The organism is Pseudomonas sp. NPDC089741 (assembly GCF_044748825.1).
GTDB classification, from domain to species: domain Bacteria; phylum Pseudomonadota; class Gammaproteobacteria; order Pseudomonadales; family Pseudomonadaceae; genus Aquipseudomonas; species Aquipseudomonas helmanticensis.
The window spans coordinates 65,362-80,640 of record NZ_JBIVGT010000013.1 but is presented as its reverse complement, the minus strand read 5'-3'; the positions used below and the strand labels follow the sequence as shown (position 1 = coordinate 80,640).

13 protein-coding genes and 1 pseudogene are annotated in these 15,279 nt (G+C 59.7%); 5 read left to right on the top strand and 9 right to left on the bottom strand.

Annotation, left to right across the window (positions count from 1 at the left end):
- Positions 1 to 185 precede the first annotated feature (185 nt).
- The gene (locus tag ACIPZE_RS15110) at positions 186 to 1,685 is read right to left on the bottom strand and encodes an efflux transporter outer membrane subunit (protein WP_400773613.1); all 1,500 of its coding nucleotides are present in this window, start codon (positions 1,683 to 1,685) and stop codon (positions 186 to 188) included.
- A 274-nt stretch (positions 1,686 to 1,959) separates the two neighbouring features.
- Here ACIPZE_RS15110 and ACIPZE_RS15105 point away from each other — a divergent pair, with 274 nt between their 5' ends.
- A complete protein-coding gene (locus tag ACIPZE_RS15105; RefSeq protein WP_400773611.1) occupies positions 1,960 to 2,928 on the top strand; it encodes a LysR family transcriptional regulator in 969 nt (322 codons plus the stop codon).
- Positions 2,929 to 3,335: 407 nt separating this feature from the next.
- A pseudogene (locus tag ACIPZE_RS15100) lies at positions 3,336 to 3,707 on the top strand (DUF6124 family protein); the annotation flags it as partial.
- A 459-nt stretch (positions 3,708 to 4,166) separates the two neighbouring features.
- Here ACIPZE_RS15100 and ACIPZE_RS15095 read toward each other — a convergent pair.
- Positions 4,167 to 4,628: a hypothetical protein gene (locus ACIPZE_RS15095; RefSeq protein ID WP_283437622.1), complete on the bottom strand. Its 462-nt coding sequence runs from the start codon at positions 4,626 to 4,628 to the stop codon at positions 4,167 to 4,169.
- A 344-nt stretch (positions 4,629 to 4,972) separates the two neighbouring features.
- On the opposite strand from ACIPZE_RS15095, the gene ACIPZE_RS15090 reads away from it, so the two are divergent.
- Positions 4,973 to 5,947 (top strand): 2-hydroxyacid dehydrogenase, encoded by a 975-nt coding sequence (locus ACIPZE_RS15090; protein ID WP_400773609.1) that lies wholly within the window; start codon positions 4,973 to 4,975, stop codon positions 5,945 to 5,947.
- A gap of 158 nt (positions 5,948 to 6,105) precedes the next feature.
- Positions 6,106 to 6,615: a DUF2165 family protein gene (locus ACIPZE_RS15085; protein ID WP_283437624.1), complete on the top strand. Its 510-nt coding sequence runs from the start codon at positions 6,106 to 6,108 to the stop codon at positions 6,613 to 6,615.
- A 27-nt stretch (positions 6,616 to 6,642) separates the two neighbouring features.
- Here the strand turns inward: ACIPZE_RS15085 and ACIPZE_RS15080 are convergent, their stop codons facing one another.
- Positions 6,643 to 7,545, bottom strand: coding sequence for a DMT family transporter (locus ACIPZE_RS15080; RefSeq protein ID WP_400773608.1), 903 nt, complete (start codon positions 7,543 to 7,545; stop codon positions 6,643 to 6,645).
- 282 nt (positions 7,546 to 7,827) lie between these two features.
- Here ACIPZE_RS15080 and ACIPZE_RS15075 point away from each other — a divergent pair, with 282 nt between their 5' ends.
- Positions 7,828 to 8,703 (top strand): helix-turn-helix domain-containing protein, encoded by an 876-nt coding sequence (locus ACIPZE_RS15075; protein WP_400773605.1) that lies wholly within the window; start codon positions 7,828 to 7,830, stop codon positions 8,701 to 8,703.
- 84 nt (positions 8,704 to 8,787) lie between these two features.
- Here ACIPZE_RS15075 and ACIPZE_RS15070 read toward each other — a convergent pair whose 3' ends face one another.
- The 6 genes from ACIPZE_RS15070 to ACIPZE_RS15045 all read right to left on the bottom strand — a co-directional run bounded on the left by ACIPZE_RS15070 (position 8,788) and on the right by ACIPZE_RS15045 (position 15,182).
- Positions 8,788 to 11,217: a TonB-dependent siderophore receptor gene (locus tag ACIPZE_RS15070; protein WP_400773603.1), complete on the bottom strand. Its 2,430-nt coding sequence runs from the start codon at positions 11,215 to 11,217 to the stop codon at positions 8,788 to 8,790.
- 193 nt (positions 11,218 to 11,410) lie between these two features.
- Complete coding sequence (locus ACIPZE_RS15065) at positions 11,411 to 12,400, bottom strand: FecR family protein (RefSeq protein WP_400773601.1); 990 nt, start codon at positions 12,398 to 12,400, stop codon at positions 11,411 to 11,413.
- Positions 12,397 to 12,963: an RNA polymerase sigma factor gene (locus ACIPZE_RS15060; RefSeq protein WP_129389356.1), complete on the bottom strand. Its 567-nt coding sequence runs from the start codon at positions 12,961 to 12,963 to the stop codon at positions 12,397 to 12,399. Before ACIPZE_RS15060 ends, ACIPZE_RS15065 begins: the two co-directional genes overlap by 4 nt.
- A 1-nt stretch (position 12,964) precedes the next feature.
- Positions 12,965 to 13,291 carry a DUF3325 domain-containing protein gene (locus tag ACIPZE_RS15055; RefSeq protein WP_400773598.1) on the bottom strand — a complete coding sequence of 109 codons (327 nt, stop codon included), beginning with the start codon at positions 13,289 to 13,291 and terminating at the stop codon, positions 12,965 to 12,967.
- Entirely contained in the window at positions 13,291 to 14,880 is a 1,590-nt protein-coding gene (locus tag ACIPZE_RS15050) for a PepSY-associated TM helix domain-containing protein (protein ID WP_400773596.1), read from the bottom strand. Before ACIPZE_RS15050 ends, ACIPZE_RS15055 begins: the two co-directional genes overlap by 1 nt.
- On the bottom strand, positions 14,877 to 15,182 hold the full coding sequence (locus ACIPZE_RS15045; protein ID WP_129389346.1) for a DUF3649 domain-containing protein: 306 nt from the start codon (positions 15,180 to 15,182) through the stop codon (positions 14,877 to 14,879). The genes ACIPZE_RS15050 and ACIPZE_RS15045 overlap by 4 nt, the downstream gene beginning before the upstream one ends.
- Positions 15,183 to 15,279 lie beyond the last annotated feature (97 nt).

The window sequence follows — 15,279 nt, the reverse complement described above, 5'->3', positions numbered from 1 at the left end:
CCTGTGGCGAGGGGATTTATCCCCGTTGGGCTGCGAAGCGGCCCCAAAACCTACGACCCGATTCCCACAGTCACACCGCGTGCACTGGCTTTGCGACGGCTGCGCCGCCGAACGGGGATAAATCCCCTCGCCACAGCGTTTGGGGTCAACTCCAAAGGAGGAAATTCCCACCAGATATTTTGGGTTCACCGCAGCAGTGCCGGGGTTTGCGGGGCCTGGGTTTTTTCAGCAGTCGGTACGTCGTTGCCGGCACCGAGGCCGCCACCCAGCGCAGTCACCAGTTCGGCATGCGCACTGAGGCGCGCCGCCTGCACCTGCTGCTGCACTTGCTGTTGCTTGAACAGCAACGTCTGCGCATTGAGCACGTTGAGGTAATCGGTAAGCCCACGCTGATAAGCGATCATCGCGATGTCGTACGTTTTCTGCGCGGTCGCCACCGACTCGGCAGCGAAGCCTTGCTGCTTGTCCATCGATTCACGGCGGATCAACTGGTCGGAAATGTTCTTCAGCGCATTCACCAGCGTCTGGTTGTAATGCGCCACGGCGATGTCATAACCAGCGGAGGCTTCACCGAGTTCCGAGCGCAACCGCCCGCCGTCGAAGATCGGCAGCGAGATTGCCGGGCCGACGTTGTAGTTGAGTTTCTTGCCGGTCAAAAACTCCAGCGCGCCGCCACCGGTGGCCATGTAACCGAGACTGCCGACCAGATCGACGTTGGGATAAAACCCGGCGTGCACCACATCAATTCCGCGCGCCTGCGCCGCAACCTGCCAGCGACTGGCAACCACGTCCGGACGCTGGCCGAGCAATTCGGCCGGCAACGCCGACGGCATTTTCAGCGCAGCACCGAGGGACAAAGTCGGGCGTTGCAACTGCGCGCCCTCGCCCGGTCCCTTGCCAGCCAACGCCGCCAGTTGGTTGCGACTGAGGGCAATCTCCTCATCCAGCGCATCGATTTGCCGATGGGTTTCCGGCAACGGCGCCTCGGCCTGACTGACTTCGAAATGGGTGCCGATCCCGCCGTTCAAACGCTTCTGCGCCAGATCGAGAATCTGCTGTTGCTGCTTGAGCGTCGCCGCGACGATGTCGCGCTGGGCGTAATGCAGCGACAGTTCGATGTAGGCGCGGACGATGTTGTTCTGCAATTCCAGCTGCGCCAGTCGCGCTTCGGCCGCGCTCATGTGCGCCAGATCCACGGCGCGCTCGCTGCTATTGCTTTCGCGGCCCCAGAGGTCGAGGGCGTAGCTGAAACCGAGCGCGGCGTTGTTGTCCCAGGTGGTGGTGTTGGCCAGATCGCCCGGGCCGTAGAACTGATCGGTCGGCCAGTTGTGGCGCTTGAGGGTCGACTCGCCATTGATCTGCAACGACTCGGCCGCTTCGGCGACACCGGCCATGGCTTTGGCCTGACGCACTCGCGCAGCGGCCATGGCCATGCTCGGGCTGCCGTGCACGGCGAGGTCGATCCAGCGATTGAGTTGCGGGTCGCCGTAGGCTTGCCACCATTGTGCGGTGGGCCAATTGGCGTCACGGGCAGCGTGGGCGATGGCGTCGTCGGTGGCCAGTGAATTGGCGTCCAACCCCTTGCCCTGCGGAGCAATGCCTTCGGTTGAGATGCAGCCGCCGAGACCCAGGGTAAAAGCCAGAACACTGAGCGACAAAAGCGCTCTGTTGATGCGACGCGGCACAGCTGCGAATTCCTGAGAGAGGGGATCGATGCTTCCTCTGTAGGAGCTGCCGAAGGCTGCGATCTTTTGACCTTGATTCCCTTAAAACAAAATCAAAAGATCGCAGCCTTCGGCAGCTCCTACAGGGATCGGCGCAATTCTATGGAAGGCCCTGTGCGGCGATAAGCTGGGATTTCTGTGAATCTTTGTTACGGTTAACGAGATAATCCCTTGGTCGGGGGTCTCGCCCCGGAAACTTCGTGTCACAATTTGCCATCTCCCTTGAGAGCACCCCATGGACACTTTGCAAAACATGCGCGCCTTCAGTTGCGTCGCCGAAGCCGGCAGCTTCACCGCCGCCGCCGTGCAACTCGACACCACCACGGCCAACGTCTCGCGCGCGGTCTCCAACCTGGAAGCCCATCTGCAAACCCGCCTGCTCAACCGCACCACCCGGCGCATCGCCCTGACCGAGGCGGGCAAACGCTACCTGCTGCGCTGCGAGCAGATCCTCGCCTACGTCGAAGAGGCCGAAGCCGAAGCCAGCGACGCCCACGCGCGCCCGGCCGGGCAATTGAAAGTGCACACCATGACCGGCATCGGCCAGCACTTCGTCATCGATGCGATTGCCCGCTACCGCAAGACCCACCCGGACGTCACCTTCGACCTGACCCTGGCCAACCGCGTGCCGGACCTGCTCGACGAAGGCTATGACGTGTCCATCGTGCTCGCCAGCGAACTGCCGGACTCAGGCTTCGTTTCGCAACGCCTGGGCATCACCTACAGCATCGTCTGCGCCTCACCGGCCTACGTGAAAGCCAATGGCGCCGCGCAAAAGCCCAGCGACCTGCTGAACCACGCCTGCCTGCGTCTGGTCAGTCCGGTGATCCCGCTGGAGAAATGGGCCTTCGACGGCCCGGAAGGCCAGGAAATGGTCACCATCAACAGCTCACCGTTTTTGGTGAACTCCGCTGACGCGATGAAAACCGCGATCATTAGCGGCATGGGGCTGGGCGTGCTGCCGGTGTATGCGGCGATAGAAGGATTGCGTAACGGCACACTGGTGCGGGTCATGCCGAACTACCGCTCGCAAGAGCTGAACCTGTACGCGATCTACCCGTCGCGGCAATATCTGGATGCGAAGATCAAGACGTGGGTCGAATACCTGCGCGGCTCGCTGCCGGAAATCCTCGCCGCCCATCAGGCCGAACTGGCCGCCTACGAACTGAGCGGCAGCCTCGCCGGCGCCCGAGTCGCCAACTGATTAAACACACCACGCCCGTGTAGGAGCCGCCGCAGGCTGCGATCTTTTGATCTCGCTGTTTAAAAATCAAAAGATCGCAGCCTGCGGCAGCTCCTACAGATTGAGGATTTCGCGGATTTTTCCGACAGGGTTTGACGGTTGTCCGTCGGAAGTGAGGTGGCTCGGATTTGGGTGTCGCTGACGAATCAGCGACCGGGTCTGGAAAACCCGATTTCAACTACCAAAGCTCATGGCATACTGCGGCGCTTTTTAGCTCGCAATGTTATGGCGGCTGTGCGCGGGAGGCCCTTGGGCCTGCCGGTTTTGGTGAGTTGACCGGTTTTTCCAGTCCGCGCGCAGCTGCCACCCTTTCGCCTGGAAAACGAAAAGTGGCCGCTTCAACTCAACTTGCCACGAGTATGTTTCCTATGTTCAAACCAACGCCTAACCCACCCGAAACCGACGACACCACCCCCTACGAATTCCCCGGTTCAAAGAAATTCCACGAAGCCGCCGAACGCGCCCTCGACCACTACCTCAAACCCAACGCACTCACCCTGCGCTTCCACAAACCCAGCACCATGTTCCAGATCGCCCCGGATCAGGACAACGAAAGCCTGCTGGTGCACGCCTGCGAATCACTGGCACAAGCCAGCCTCATGACCAGCGACATCGCCACCTACATCGACCTTCCGCAGCGGAGGACGATTCTGGCGATCCAGCAGATCATCATGCTCGCTGAACTGGCGGTGAATCGAGTGCTGGATAACCACGAAATCCCGCAGTCCCCGCCACACAACCAAAAGCCCCTCACCCTAACCCTCTCCCAAAGGGAAAGGGGACTGATCGAGGTGTTTGGGAGAGTCACGCCGACGTGAAATACCCGGTCGAATTCCGATATTGAAAAGCCCGTAAATCGGCTCCCTCTCCCAGGGGAGAGGGCTGGGCGGGCGGCGTTCCGATGAGGGGTAAATTCACCGCGAAACAAAAGCCGAGCGCGTGTCTTCCCATCCAGCGGGCAGGATGTAAGTTCGGCTGCGGCCATCGGGGCAGACTTTAAACAGAACGTTATATTCGCGCAGATCAGCCACAGCCTGTGACCGAGGGACTTTCTGTGGAAGTGACACTGCCCGCCACGCATCGCTAATCCGTAGGAGCAGCCTGAGCACAGCGCGGGACGTCCACATCTATCGATAAACGTGGACGTCCCGATGGACGGCGATCACTCAAAAAATTGATTGAATAAAAATAGAGCCGCGTTATTTCTTAACATGCTCAAGACCTGAAACATCTCTGAATGCACCAATCGCTTTTAACTTTGGCTCTGTTGGATTATTTTGAACTTCCAAATCAAACTCAACTGCCAATGTACCTTTAGCATAGTCGAAACTCACAGTTACAGTTCCACTGCCATAAACAGCCGGATACGGCGTGAGTTTTTCCCAGTCATCGGTCTTTTCGATCAAATTATAAAAAATAGACAGCCCTGAACCAGTCTCATAATCATGCTTACCATTAGTGATATCAGTCTTAAAACTGAACATCAGAGACCCTGATCGCGTGGCATCAAATTTCTGATGTGCAATAACGTAAACTTCCTCACCATTCGTTACGAAGGTTTCAACCACGCCGTTGAATGGTGCAAGACTATCAATGAGAACATTGGCCGTACCGCTCACATCTTTTTGTTGTTTTGAAGACAGAAAAAATTCATTTTTCATGAGAAGTCCTTTTATCAAAGTTGATTGTCGCGGAAAATGCGAAACAAAAGACTGCCATTATTATTATTTACCCGCACCTGTCAGAACTGACAGTCTTAGAAACATATTCGCAACAAAATCCTTTATCGACGATCTTTTTTGTTATAACTGAAGTCATCAAAAGTTCAGCGCACGTTTAGAACAGCAGCACTAGGAGAGACTCGGGATGAACACGGAGCCGCCCCCCGAAAAACTGTTGATTGGCCCAAAAGCCCGAGAGGCTGTTCGGCGTACAAGCCGCCAAGACAACCCCAAGCCAGAAATGTTAGCGTGCTTGGTATCAAGCCGAACAAGAGCCAAAACCAATGAAAAAAACTGTCCTGGCCTTCAGCCGCATCACCCCCCCAATGATCGAACGCCTGCAACAAGAATTCGACGTCATCGTCCCCAACCCAAAAGCCGGCGACATCAACGCCCAATTCAACGAAGCCCTGCCCCATGCCCACGGCCTCATCGGCGTCGGCCGAAAACTCGGCCAGGCCCAACTCGAAACCGCGACCAAACTCGAAGTAGTCTCCAGCGTCTCCGTCGGCTACGACAACTACGACCTCGACTACTTCAACCAACGCGGGATCATGCTCACCAACACCCCCGACGTTCTCACCGAAAGCACTGCCGACCTCGCCTTCGCGCTGATCATGAGCAGCGCCCGCCGCGTCGCCGAACTCGACGCCTGGACCAAAGCCGGCCAATGGCAAGCCAGCGTCGGCGCCCCGCTGTTCGGCTGTGACGTGCACGGCAAAACCCTCGGCATCGTCGGCATGGGCAACATCGGCGCCGCCATCGCCCGCCGTGGCCACCTCGGCTTCAACATGCCGATCCTCTACAGCGGCAACAGCCGCAAAAGCGAACTCGAACAGCAACTTGGCGCGCAATTTCGCAGCCTTGACCAGTTGCTGGCCGAAGCCGACTTCGTCTGCCTGGTGGTGCCACTCAGCGACAAGACCCGCCACCTGATCAGCCACCGCGAACTGGCCCTGATGAAACCAAGCGCCATCCTCGTCAACATCTCCCGTGGCCCGGTTGTCGACGAACCCGCACTGATCGAAGCCCTGCAAAACAAGCGCATTCGCGGCGCTGGTCTGGACGTTTACGAAAAGGAACCGCTGGCCGAATCGCCGCTGTTCCAGCTGAAAAACGCCGTGACCCTGCCGCACATCGGCTCGGCCACTGACGAAACCCGTGAAGCGATGGCCAATCGCGCCCTTGCCAATCTGCGTAGCGCCCTGCTCGGTGAACGCCCGAAGGATCTGGTCAATCCGCAAGTCTGGCGCGGATAACAATACGGGCAAGTACTCCAGGGTACTTGCCCGTTTCATTATAAAAACATAACGCTACACATACCTTGTAATTGAACCCCAGCCAAAACCGGAAATAACCATTATAAACTCTCCCGACCTATCGAATTCACGGTATGAAGTTATGGAGAGCATTAATCTTGAACAACCTTAGCACCGACGAAATAGTACGATATAGCAAAGTCATCCTGATGGCGTTCATCAGCTTATTTGGCATTCTGGTAATGTTCAGCAACTTCACCGACTACGCTTCAAATTATGAGTATGTCGGCCATGTCCTGAGCATGGACACCAGCCTGAAAAACCCCAACATACGCTATCGGGCAATCACTTCGCCCATGCTGCACCACCGGATCTACTGGCTGATCATCACGCTGGAAGCGCTCTATACCAGCTTCTGCCTGGTGGGCACTTATCAACTTTACCGAAAGATCAAACAATCGGCAGCGGACTTTCATGAAGCCAAGAAGTACGCAATTATCGGATTACTGATCGCAATATTCATCTACTACTTTTGCCTGCAAGTCATTGGTGTCGAATGGTTCGACATGGACAACTCGGAAGCATGGAACGCCAAGGACTGGGCAAGGCATATTGTCGACTTTATCTTCCCGCTGATGATTTACATCGCTCTGAAGATCGAGCAGTGACAAATCAGCGCTCGATCTTCACGGCGATCAGACTAACTTCCCCTGCCCTGAAAGTTGCACTGACCGAGGTTTGCGAAAGACCAATACGTTACCCAGCATCACCAGTACCAGACCGGCCAGTGCCGGCGCTGTCCACTGATAACCTTCGGCAAACGCAGAAACGTTCAGTGCCACCACCGGGAACAACACCGTGCAATACGCCGCGCGTTCCGGACCCATGCGCCCGACCAGCGTCAGGTAAGCGGTGAAGCCGATGACTGAACCCGGTACCACCAGATACAACAACGCCCCGACATAACGCGGTGACCAGTCCATGTCGAACGGAATACCTTTGACCAGGCACCACACCGACAACATCGCCGCGCCGTAAGCCATGCCCCAGGCATTGGTGGTCAGCGGCTTGAGGCCGGCCTTCTGTTGCAAGCTCGAAAGCATGTTGCCCGCCGAGAAACACAGCGTGCCGCATAGCGCCAGACCGAGGCCGAGCAAGGTTTGCGGGGTAGCCTGATGCCCGGCCAGTTCTGGCCAGAACAACATGCCCAGGCCAAACAGGCCAAGCGCGCCGCCCATCAGCACATTGCGCGCAATACGTTGACCGAAGAACACCCGCGCGTTCAGCGCATTCCACAGCGTCGCGGTAGAAAACACCACCGCCACCAGGCCACTGGGAATCCACTGACTGGCCGTCAGGAAGCACATGAAATTCACGCAGAACAGGCACACCCCCTGCGCGACGCAAATCAGATGACCGCGCCGGTTCATCGGTTGCAGGCGCCGACTGAGCAGCAGCAACACAAACAGCACCAGCGCAGCGAGGCCGAAGCGATAGACGATCGACACCGGAATCGCCACCACGCCCAATTGCCATTTCAGGGCAATCCAGGTGGTGCCCCAGATCAGCACGGTCAGCAGATACAACGAAAGATTCATGACGCCCACTCCTGGAGATAATGCCGAGCACTTGCTGTGGCGAGCGAGCTTGCTCGCGCCGGGTTGCGCAGCGGCCCACTTTTGCCGGGCTGCCACGCCGTTTAGTGAGTGCTGCGCACTCAAGCGCAAGCAAGCTCCCTCGCCACAGGTTTGCGCTGGATAGGGATTGAGCGTGATACACCCGGCGTCGGGGCGCTTGCAGATTCTTGCGCTTTTGTCCGGCGGTGGGCTGGCAGGGCGAAATCTACGGAGTAGGATGCAAGGCGTTGGAGAGAGCCGATCATGTCCGCCATCGATACCCTGCAAGTCTTTCAAGCGCTTAACCGCTCGCCCAATGCACGCCTTGTGCACAGCGCCGAGCTCGGTGACGGCTTGTCTGCGGCCCTGTGGACCAATCACCACGACGCTCAGGAGTACGAAGCGCCGAGCCACCACACGCTCTCCTGCTACATCGCCGGTGGCACTGGCACCTTCCGCCGTGGGCAACCGGGGCACAAGGGCGGGCCGGACAAGTTGTGCATTCTGCCGGCCGATCACCAGTCCGGCTGGGTGATCAACGGCGATATTCGCCTCGCGCACCTGTATTTCAGCGCCGAACAATTTGCCCTTGGTTGCGTCACGCTGCTCGATCGCGAGCCACGGGAAATGCAGCTGCGTGAACAGACCTTTCTTGAAGACCCGCAGCAGGCGCAGCGCTTTCGTCAACTGCTGACGCTGAACTGGGATGAGCCCGCCGAACGTTTGCTGACCAGCAGCCTCGCCCATGAATTGATCAGCCACACCCTGCTCAGCCAGGTCGGTGCACGTCAGGGTTTACGCCTGAAGGGCGGACTGGCCGCGCATCAGCGGAGGCAACTGGTGGAGTTCATCGACAGCCAGATGGCTGAACCGATCAGCCTCGGTCAGCTTGCTGGTCTGTGTGCATTGTCGGAATACCACTTTGCGCGGATGTTTCGTGTGAGCTTTGGCTTGCCGCCGCATCAATACGTGCTGGCGCGACGCTTGGATCGGGCGCGTGAGTTGTTGCGGGGCACGGTGCTGCCGTTGGGGGAGATTGCCTTGGCTTGCGGGTTTGCCAGTGCGAGCCACTTTACCAATCGGTTCAAGCAGGTGCTGGGCGGGACTCCTGGCGAATATCGGCAGGCGTTTTTGCGTTAGAAGATCAAAAGATCGCAGCCTTCGGCAGCTCCTGCACGGGAATAATGTAGGAGCTGCCGCAGGCTGCGATCTTTTGCTGTTGCCTCAGAATTCCAGGGTGCTGGACAGCGAGATCTGCCGCGAATCGCCCATCGACACAAAGAACCGGCTCGCCGCCGAGGTGTAGTAGGTGCGATCAAACAGGTTCTTCACGTTGAGCTGGAACTTGACCTTCTGCCCTTCGACTTTGGTGTCGTAAGTGGCAAACGCATCGGCGACGGTGTAGCTCGGCAAGTCAAAATCATTCACCGCGTTACCGGCGCGCTCGCCGACGTAACGAGCGCCAGCGCCGACACGCAACTGATCGCCACCGATTACGCTGCCGAAGTCATACACCGCCGACAATGAGCCGGAATTCTTCGCCACGTTCTGCAAACGCTTGCCTTTGTAGTCCGGGTCCTCGGTGACTTCGGCATCGGTGTAGGCGTAGCTGCCGATCATGCTCCAGTGCTCGCTCAGTTGACCGGTCAGGTCCATTTCCAGACCGCGCGAACGCACTTCGCCGGCGGCACTGTAAATCGTCGTCGGGCCTTCAGCGTTGGCCACCAGCACGTTGCGTTTCTTGATGTCGAACAGCGCGATGTTACCGGTGAGTTGCCCCGGCATATCGAGGCGCGCGCCCAGCTCCCATGACTTGGCTTCTTCCGGCGCAATGCTGCCGTCGAGCACGCTGCTGCTGCCGCTCAACGGCGCGATGGTCGAGTTGGGTTTGAACGATTCGGTGTAGCTGCCGTAGAACGACAGAGCGTCGGTGTAGCGATACACCAGACCGGCGCGCGGCACCCACTTCTGGCCGTTGCTGTCGGTGTTGGCCTTGAACGGCACGCCTTTGCCGGCGTACTGGTCGTATTCCTGAAGGCGTCCGCCGGCGACTAGAATCCACTGGTCGGTGAGGTGAATCGAGTCCTGCATGAACAGCGAATCGCTGCGCAGTTCATCGGTTTGCGCGCTGTCGGCGGCACTGACCGTGGTGCCTTCGACTTCACGGCCATACACCGGGTTGACGTAGCTGAAGGTGCTCAGGCTTTTCTGGCGGATCAGGTCGGCGCGGTAGATCTTGCGGTACTCGTCGTCGACGCCGAACACCAAGTCATGTTGCATGCCCAGTATGTTGACTTTGCCCTCAAGGCTGGCGGTGGTGAAACGGTCGGTGCTGATCGCGCCTTGGGTGCCGTCCATGCTGCGAGTCAGCGTGCCCTTTTTGGTGTCGATGGCGGTGACGCGCACCTGGCTGGCGTCGTAAGTCTCGCGGTTCCAGCTGTAGCCGAAGCGGGCTTTCCAGTCGTCGTTGAGTTCATGATCGGCTTCGAAATGATAGAGATCGGAACGCCCTTCCATGTTGTTGAACGGCTCGTCGAGACGCTCGTTGCGCGAGATGTCCAGCGGATGGTTGGTGCGCGGATCGATCAGCGTGCCACGGTCGAACGGCGTCAGAAATTCACGGTGTTCGTAGGCGAACAGCAGCTTGGTGCTTTCGCCGTACCATGCGAGCGACGGCGCGATCAGGGTTTCGCGATGGGAGCCAAAGTTGCGCCAGTAATCTTCATCTTCGTGATCGAGTACCATGCGATAAGCCAGCCCGGAATCGCCCAGTGCGCCGGTGCTGTCGAAGGTGCCGCCGCTGCCATTCTTGCCGTCGCCGTAGGTCGAGCCGCGCAAGGTCAGCGCGTTGTACTGCGCCAGCTCAGGTTTCTTGCTGACCATGTTGACCACGCCGCCCGGATCCTGAATGCCGTACAGCAACGACGCCGGACCTTTGAGCACTTCGACGCGATCCACCGTGGCGTTCATGCCGCGGCCCTGCACGATCGGCATGCCGTCGCGCATGATCGAGCCGTTACGGTTGTCGCCGAAACCGCGGGTCATCACCGAATCCTGGGTACTGCCCAAGGTGTTGCCCTGGGTGATTCCGCTGACATTGGCCAGCGCGTCGTCAAGATTACGCGGCGCCTGATCGCGGATGACTTGCGCCGGGATGACGTTGACGGTCTGCGGGACTTCCTGCAACGAGGCCGAGGAGCGCATCACCGAGCTGGTTTCCGGCGGCTGATAACTCATCGACTCGTCGCGCGTCGAGGTGATGGTGGTGGCGCCGAGGTTCAGCGCGCCTTCGGTCGGTTGCGGCTCCAGCGCCAAGGTGTGGCTGTCGATGCGGCGCAAGCTCAGGCCCGAACCGCTGAGCAAGCGTTGCAGCGCTTGTTCGGCGCTCATCTGACCGTTGACTGCCGGAGCGGTGAGGCCGTAAGGCGCCTCATCTGTGTAGACCACGCTTTGCCCGGTGACGCGGCTGAAGTCATTGAGGGCTTGTGGCAGTGGTTTGGCCGCCATTGCGAAGTTGAACTGTTTTTGCGCCGGGCTGCTGACCGCTTCGGTCGCGAGCGCGACGCTCATCGGCAACAACGCCAATGCCGAAAAACTCAACGCCGATACGCTCAACCACTGTTTGACCGAACCCGATTTTGCCCTGGACTTCATTGCTCAATGACCTGTGTAGAACCGCAACGGATGCGAATGACTCGCAGTTTCAGTCACTACACGGATGGGGCCTGGGTTTACCTCATCACTATTTGAAAATATTTTTTCGAGATCAAAAGATCACAGCCTTCGGCAGCTCCTACATGGGTATGCGTTCCCTGTAGGCCGCAGGCTGCGATCTTTTGACTTTGCCTCAGCGCAAAATAATCAGATGCCCCAACACCTGATGCTGCTCAAATCCCAACACCCCTTGCAGCGAACTCAACACCGCCTGCGGATCCTTGCTCGGGAAACTGCCACTGACCTTGCGCGCCGCCAGCTCATCGCTGAGCAGCACGATCCGCCCCGGGTAATACCGCCGCAGATCTTCGACCACCTCGGCCAGCGTCGACTTGTAGTAAGTCAGCCAGCCCTGCCGCCAGGCCAGTTGCGCCTCGCTGTCCACGGCATGGAGTTTTTGCGCTGCGCCCTGACCGTAGGCGACTTGCTGCCCCGCCGTGAGAATCTGCTGTTCGCTTTGGCGATCCGCCGTGACGCCGACGCGCCCGGACAACACCGTGACCTGCGCACCATGCGCCTGCAGACGCACTTCAAATTGGGTGCCGAGTACTCGCGCCTCGCCTTGTTCCGCCGCCACCACAAACGGATCACCGGTGTGCGTAACGCTGAAAAAACCGGCGCCACGGCGCAACTGCACATGTCGCTCGCCATGGCTGAAGTCCACGGCAATCGCGCTGTCGGCATCCAGGGTTACCTGCGATTGATCGGCGAGGGTCACCGTGCGGATCTCGCCCGGCGCCGAAACATAATCGGCGCCGAGATCGTCGATCCAGCGCTGTGGCTGCCAGCCCGTACCGAGGCTGACCATCAGCACCAGACACGCCGCCATCGCCAGCGCACCTGACCAGCGCAAAACCTGCGGGCGTCGTGGGCGATCCATTGCATCGAGATAACCCTGCAGCGCCACAGCCTCTTCATCGGCCAGGGTACGCGCCGGGCCTTCGCTCAATTCCCAGAGCACCTGGGCCTGCGCGTAAGCCTCGGCATGCGCCGGATCCGCGCGCAGCCATTGGCTGAATGTCAGCTGATCGCCAGCACTCGGCCGATCGTGCAACAGGCTCAGCCAGGCCAATGCGGCCTGCTCCTGAAGAGGCGTCGGACGGATGCAATCGGTGTGCTTCACGGAGCTTTCCCTGGCGGACGTGGCGCGGGGTCGCGCAGGCTGGCCTTGCAGGCCTCGAGGGCGCGCATCATATGTTTTTCCACGGCGCTTTGGGACAGGCCCATGGCTTTGGCGATTTCTGCGTACTTGCGGCCGTGGATGCGATTGAGCAAAAAGATCTGCCGGGTGCGCTCAGGCAACGCACGCAACGCGGCTTCGACATGGCGCAGATCATTGCCGGCTTCGAGCGCGGCTTGCGGTTCACTGCCGTGGCTGTCCGGCTCGTCCGGCTGCCAACCTTCGTTGACCCGCACACGCGTGCCTTCGCTGCGCAAATGATCGATGGCGATGTTGCCGGCGCAACGCAAAAGGTAGGTGCTGAGTTCTTCGACCTGCACCAGCGGCCGTCGCCAGAAGCGCAGAAACAGGTCCTGCACCAGATCCGCCGCAGTCGCCCGGCAACCCACGCGCCGATTCACCAGCGCTTCCATCTGCGAACGCTGCGACAGAAACACCTGCAGAAAATGCGCACGTGCGCCACGCGGCTCGTCGTCGCGCGATTCCGGCGGCAGACCGATCAGCACCTCAGCACTGCGCCCATGCGGCGACCGGGCAAGCCAGCAGGCTGACACCGGCCAACGCCAGCGCCAGACGCGGCCGATAGGGCAGCAACAACACCAGCGCCAGCGCACTGAACATCAGCACCGCGAGCCAGTCGACCAGGCCGAAACTCCAGCCGTTCGCCGTAACCGCTGCCGACAACGACAAGCCCAGCAACAGCCATCCACCCAGCTTCAGCCCTTGGCGGCGACGCGCCGAGGGCTTGCTGCCGAGCACTTCATCGTGATGGCGCGGCATCGACAGACACAGCGCGGTAAACCCGGCGTAGCACAGCAACAGCGCCAGCAGCATCAGTGGCTTCCTTGCTCAAGCGTGATCGGCCGCGCCGCTTCACGGCGTGGTTTTTGCGCGCCGACGGTGCTGGCGGCGCGACGCATTTTCCAGGCAGCCCAGGCGAGGAACAGGCCCGCGCCCAGACACGTCAGGTCGAAACCGGCCAAGGCCCAGTCACCCTGCGTCAGACTTGTTACGAGGTTCCACGGCGTTGTCAGCGCATTGATCAACGGCACCGCGCTAAACAACAGCGCCCCCAGCGCAAGCTGTTCGATCCACGCCGTGCGCCCCTTGCGCAACGAGGCGTGCACCACGCTCAAGCCCCAGGCGATAAAGAACCCGTTCACTTCCCAATCCGCTCGCCCGCTCAGGCTCAATGGCAGCAGCCGATTGGCGAGGAAGAACACCGCCACTGCCGAAACCAGACCGGCCATGCCGGCAATGTTCAGCACCTCGACCAGGCGCAATTCGAACGCCATCACGCGGCTCTTGGCGTGTTTGAGTTGACGCTTGCCGAGCCAGATCACCAGCCCGGTGCCGATCATCGCCGTACCCGCCAGACCGCAGATGAAATACAGCCAGCGCAAAACCGGACCGGCGAAGTGGCCAATGTGCAAACCGTAAAAACCACCGGCAATGGTCATCGGCACGGGTTTGTCCGGGGTCGCGCCGAGCTGCTCGCCGGTGATGGCGTTGAAGGTCACATCGCTGCCGTATTCGTAGGCAATCTTGTCGGAAGTGGCACGCGACATTTGCACAGAGGCATTGGCGTCGCCGGGATTGTTCACCGTCACGCGTTTGATATGCCCGCCCGCCCAATGCTCGCTCGCCCGAGTCAAAAACGCTGTCAGCGGGGGTAATGTCAGCGCTTGTCCGGCGCGTTCGGGAATTGCCGTTTCTGGAAAAACCTCATCGTAAAACGCATCGATGTTGCTGCCGTACGACGCCACGATGCTCGCCGGCATGACCATCGACATGAAAATCACCAGGCTGCTGTAGGTGATCATCAAGTGAAACGGCAACACCAGCACCCCCACGGCGTTGTGCCCGTCGAGCCACGAGCGCTGGCCTTTGCGCGGGCGGAAGGTGAAGAAGTCCTTGAAGATTTTCTTGTGGGTGATGATCCCGGTGATCAGCGCGACAAACATCAGCATCGCCGCACTGGTCGCCAGCCAGCGCCCCCACGGATAGGGCATTTGCAGCTGGAAGTGGAAACGATAGAAGAACTCGCCGCCCATGGTGTCGCGGCCCTGCACTTCGGCGCCGGTTTGGGCGTCGAGCGTTGTCGATTCGAAGCGCCCGCGCTCACCGGGTTTGCCCGGTTCCTGCTGCCAGCGCACCGTCAGCGCAGGGTCGCGGGCATCGGGCAAGTCGATCAGCCAGCGCGAGGCGCCGGCCGCATGTTGTTGCAGATAATCCTGCGCCAGCGTCAGGCTCGCCTCAGCATTGATTGGCCGCGCGGGGATCTCCGGCTGCATCCAGTGGCTGGTTTCATCTTTGAAATACGCCAGCGTCCCGGTCAGGAAAATCGCGAACAGCAGCCAGCCGAAGACCAGGCCGGTCCAGGTGTGCAGCCAGGCCATCGCCTGGCGAAAACCCTCTTTCATGCAAAACCCAACCCGCGTGCAGCGCCGGAAACGGTCGCCAGAATCACGCTCGGCACCAGCAAGCCGACCCACGCCGACCACGCCGTGCGGCAGGCGAAGCACCACAGCACCGCCACCAGATAGACCAGAAAGGAAATGGTCATGCCGGTCACCACGGCTTCGGCGCGGCTCAGTGGCAGCCACATCGTCAGGGTGACGCTGGCCAGCGCCGCGACCAGATAGCCGCCAAACACTGCCGCCAGCACCCGCGAGGTGACGGCCAGACGATAGGACATGGGAAGTGTCGCGAGTTTGCCTTTCATGTTTCGACCCTGAAACGGAATCGTCCGGCCGACAGGCCGAACCAACAGACCAGCAATATTAATGATAAATATTCTCATACGCAAAAGCATCTGATTG

Excerpts from the sequence above, each read along its gene's own strand:
- ACIPZE_RS15075 (WP_400773605.1), top strand. The coding sequence starts at position 7,828 with ATGTCCGCCATCGATACCCTGCAAGTCTTTCAAGCGCTTAACCGCTCG.
- ACIPZE_RS15050 (WP_400773596.1), bottom strand. The coding sequence starts at position 14,880 with ATGAAAGAGGGTTTTCGCCAGGCGATGGCCTGGCTGCACACCTGGACC.
- ACIPZE_RS15090 (WP_400773609.1), top strand. The coding sequence starts at position 4,973 with ATGAAAAAAACTGTCCTGGCCTTCAGCCGCATCACCCCCCCAATGATC.
- ACIPZE_RS15095 (WP_283437622.1), bottom strand. The coding sequence starts at position 4,628 with ATGAAAAATGAATTTTTTCTGTCTTCAAAACAACAAAAAGATGTGAGC.
- ACIPZE_RS15070 (WP_400773603.1), bottom strand. The coding sequence starts at position 11,217 with ATGAAGTCCAGGGCAAAATCGGGTTCGGTCAAACAGTGGTTGAGCGTA.
- ACIPZE_RS15080 (WP_400773608.1), bottom strand. The coding sequence starts at position 7,545 with ATGAATCTTTCGTTGTATCTGCTGACCGTGCTGATCTGGGGCACCACC.
- ACIPZE_RS15105 (WP_400773611.1), top strand. The coding sequence starts at position 1,960 with ATGGACACTTTGCAAAACATGCGCGCCTTCAGTTGCGTCGCCGAAGCC.
- ACIPZE_RS15055 (WP_400773598.1), bottom strand. The coding sequence starts at position 13,291 with ATGCTGCTGGCGCTGTTGCTGTGCTACGCCGGGTTTACCGCGCTGTGT.
- ACIPZE_RS15045 (WP_129389346.1), bottom strand. The coding sequence starts at position 15,182 with ATGAAAGGCAAACTCGCGACACTTCCCATGTCCTATCGTCTGGCCGTC.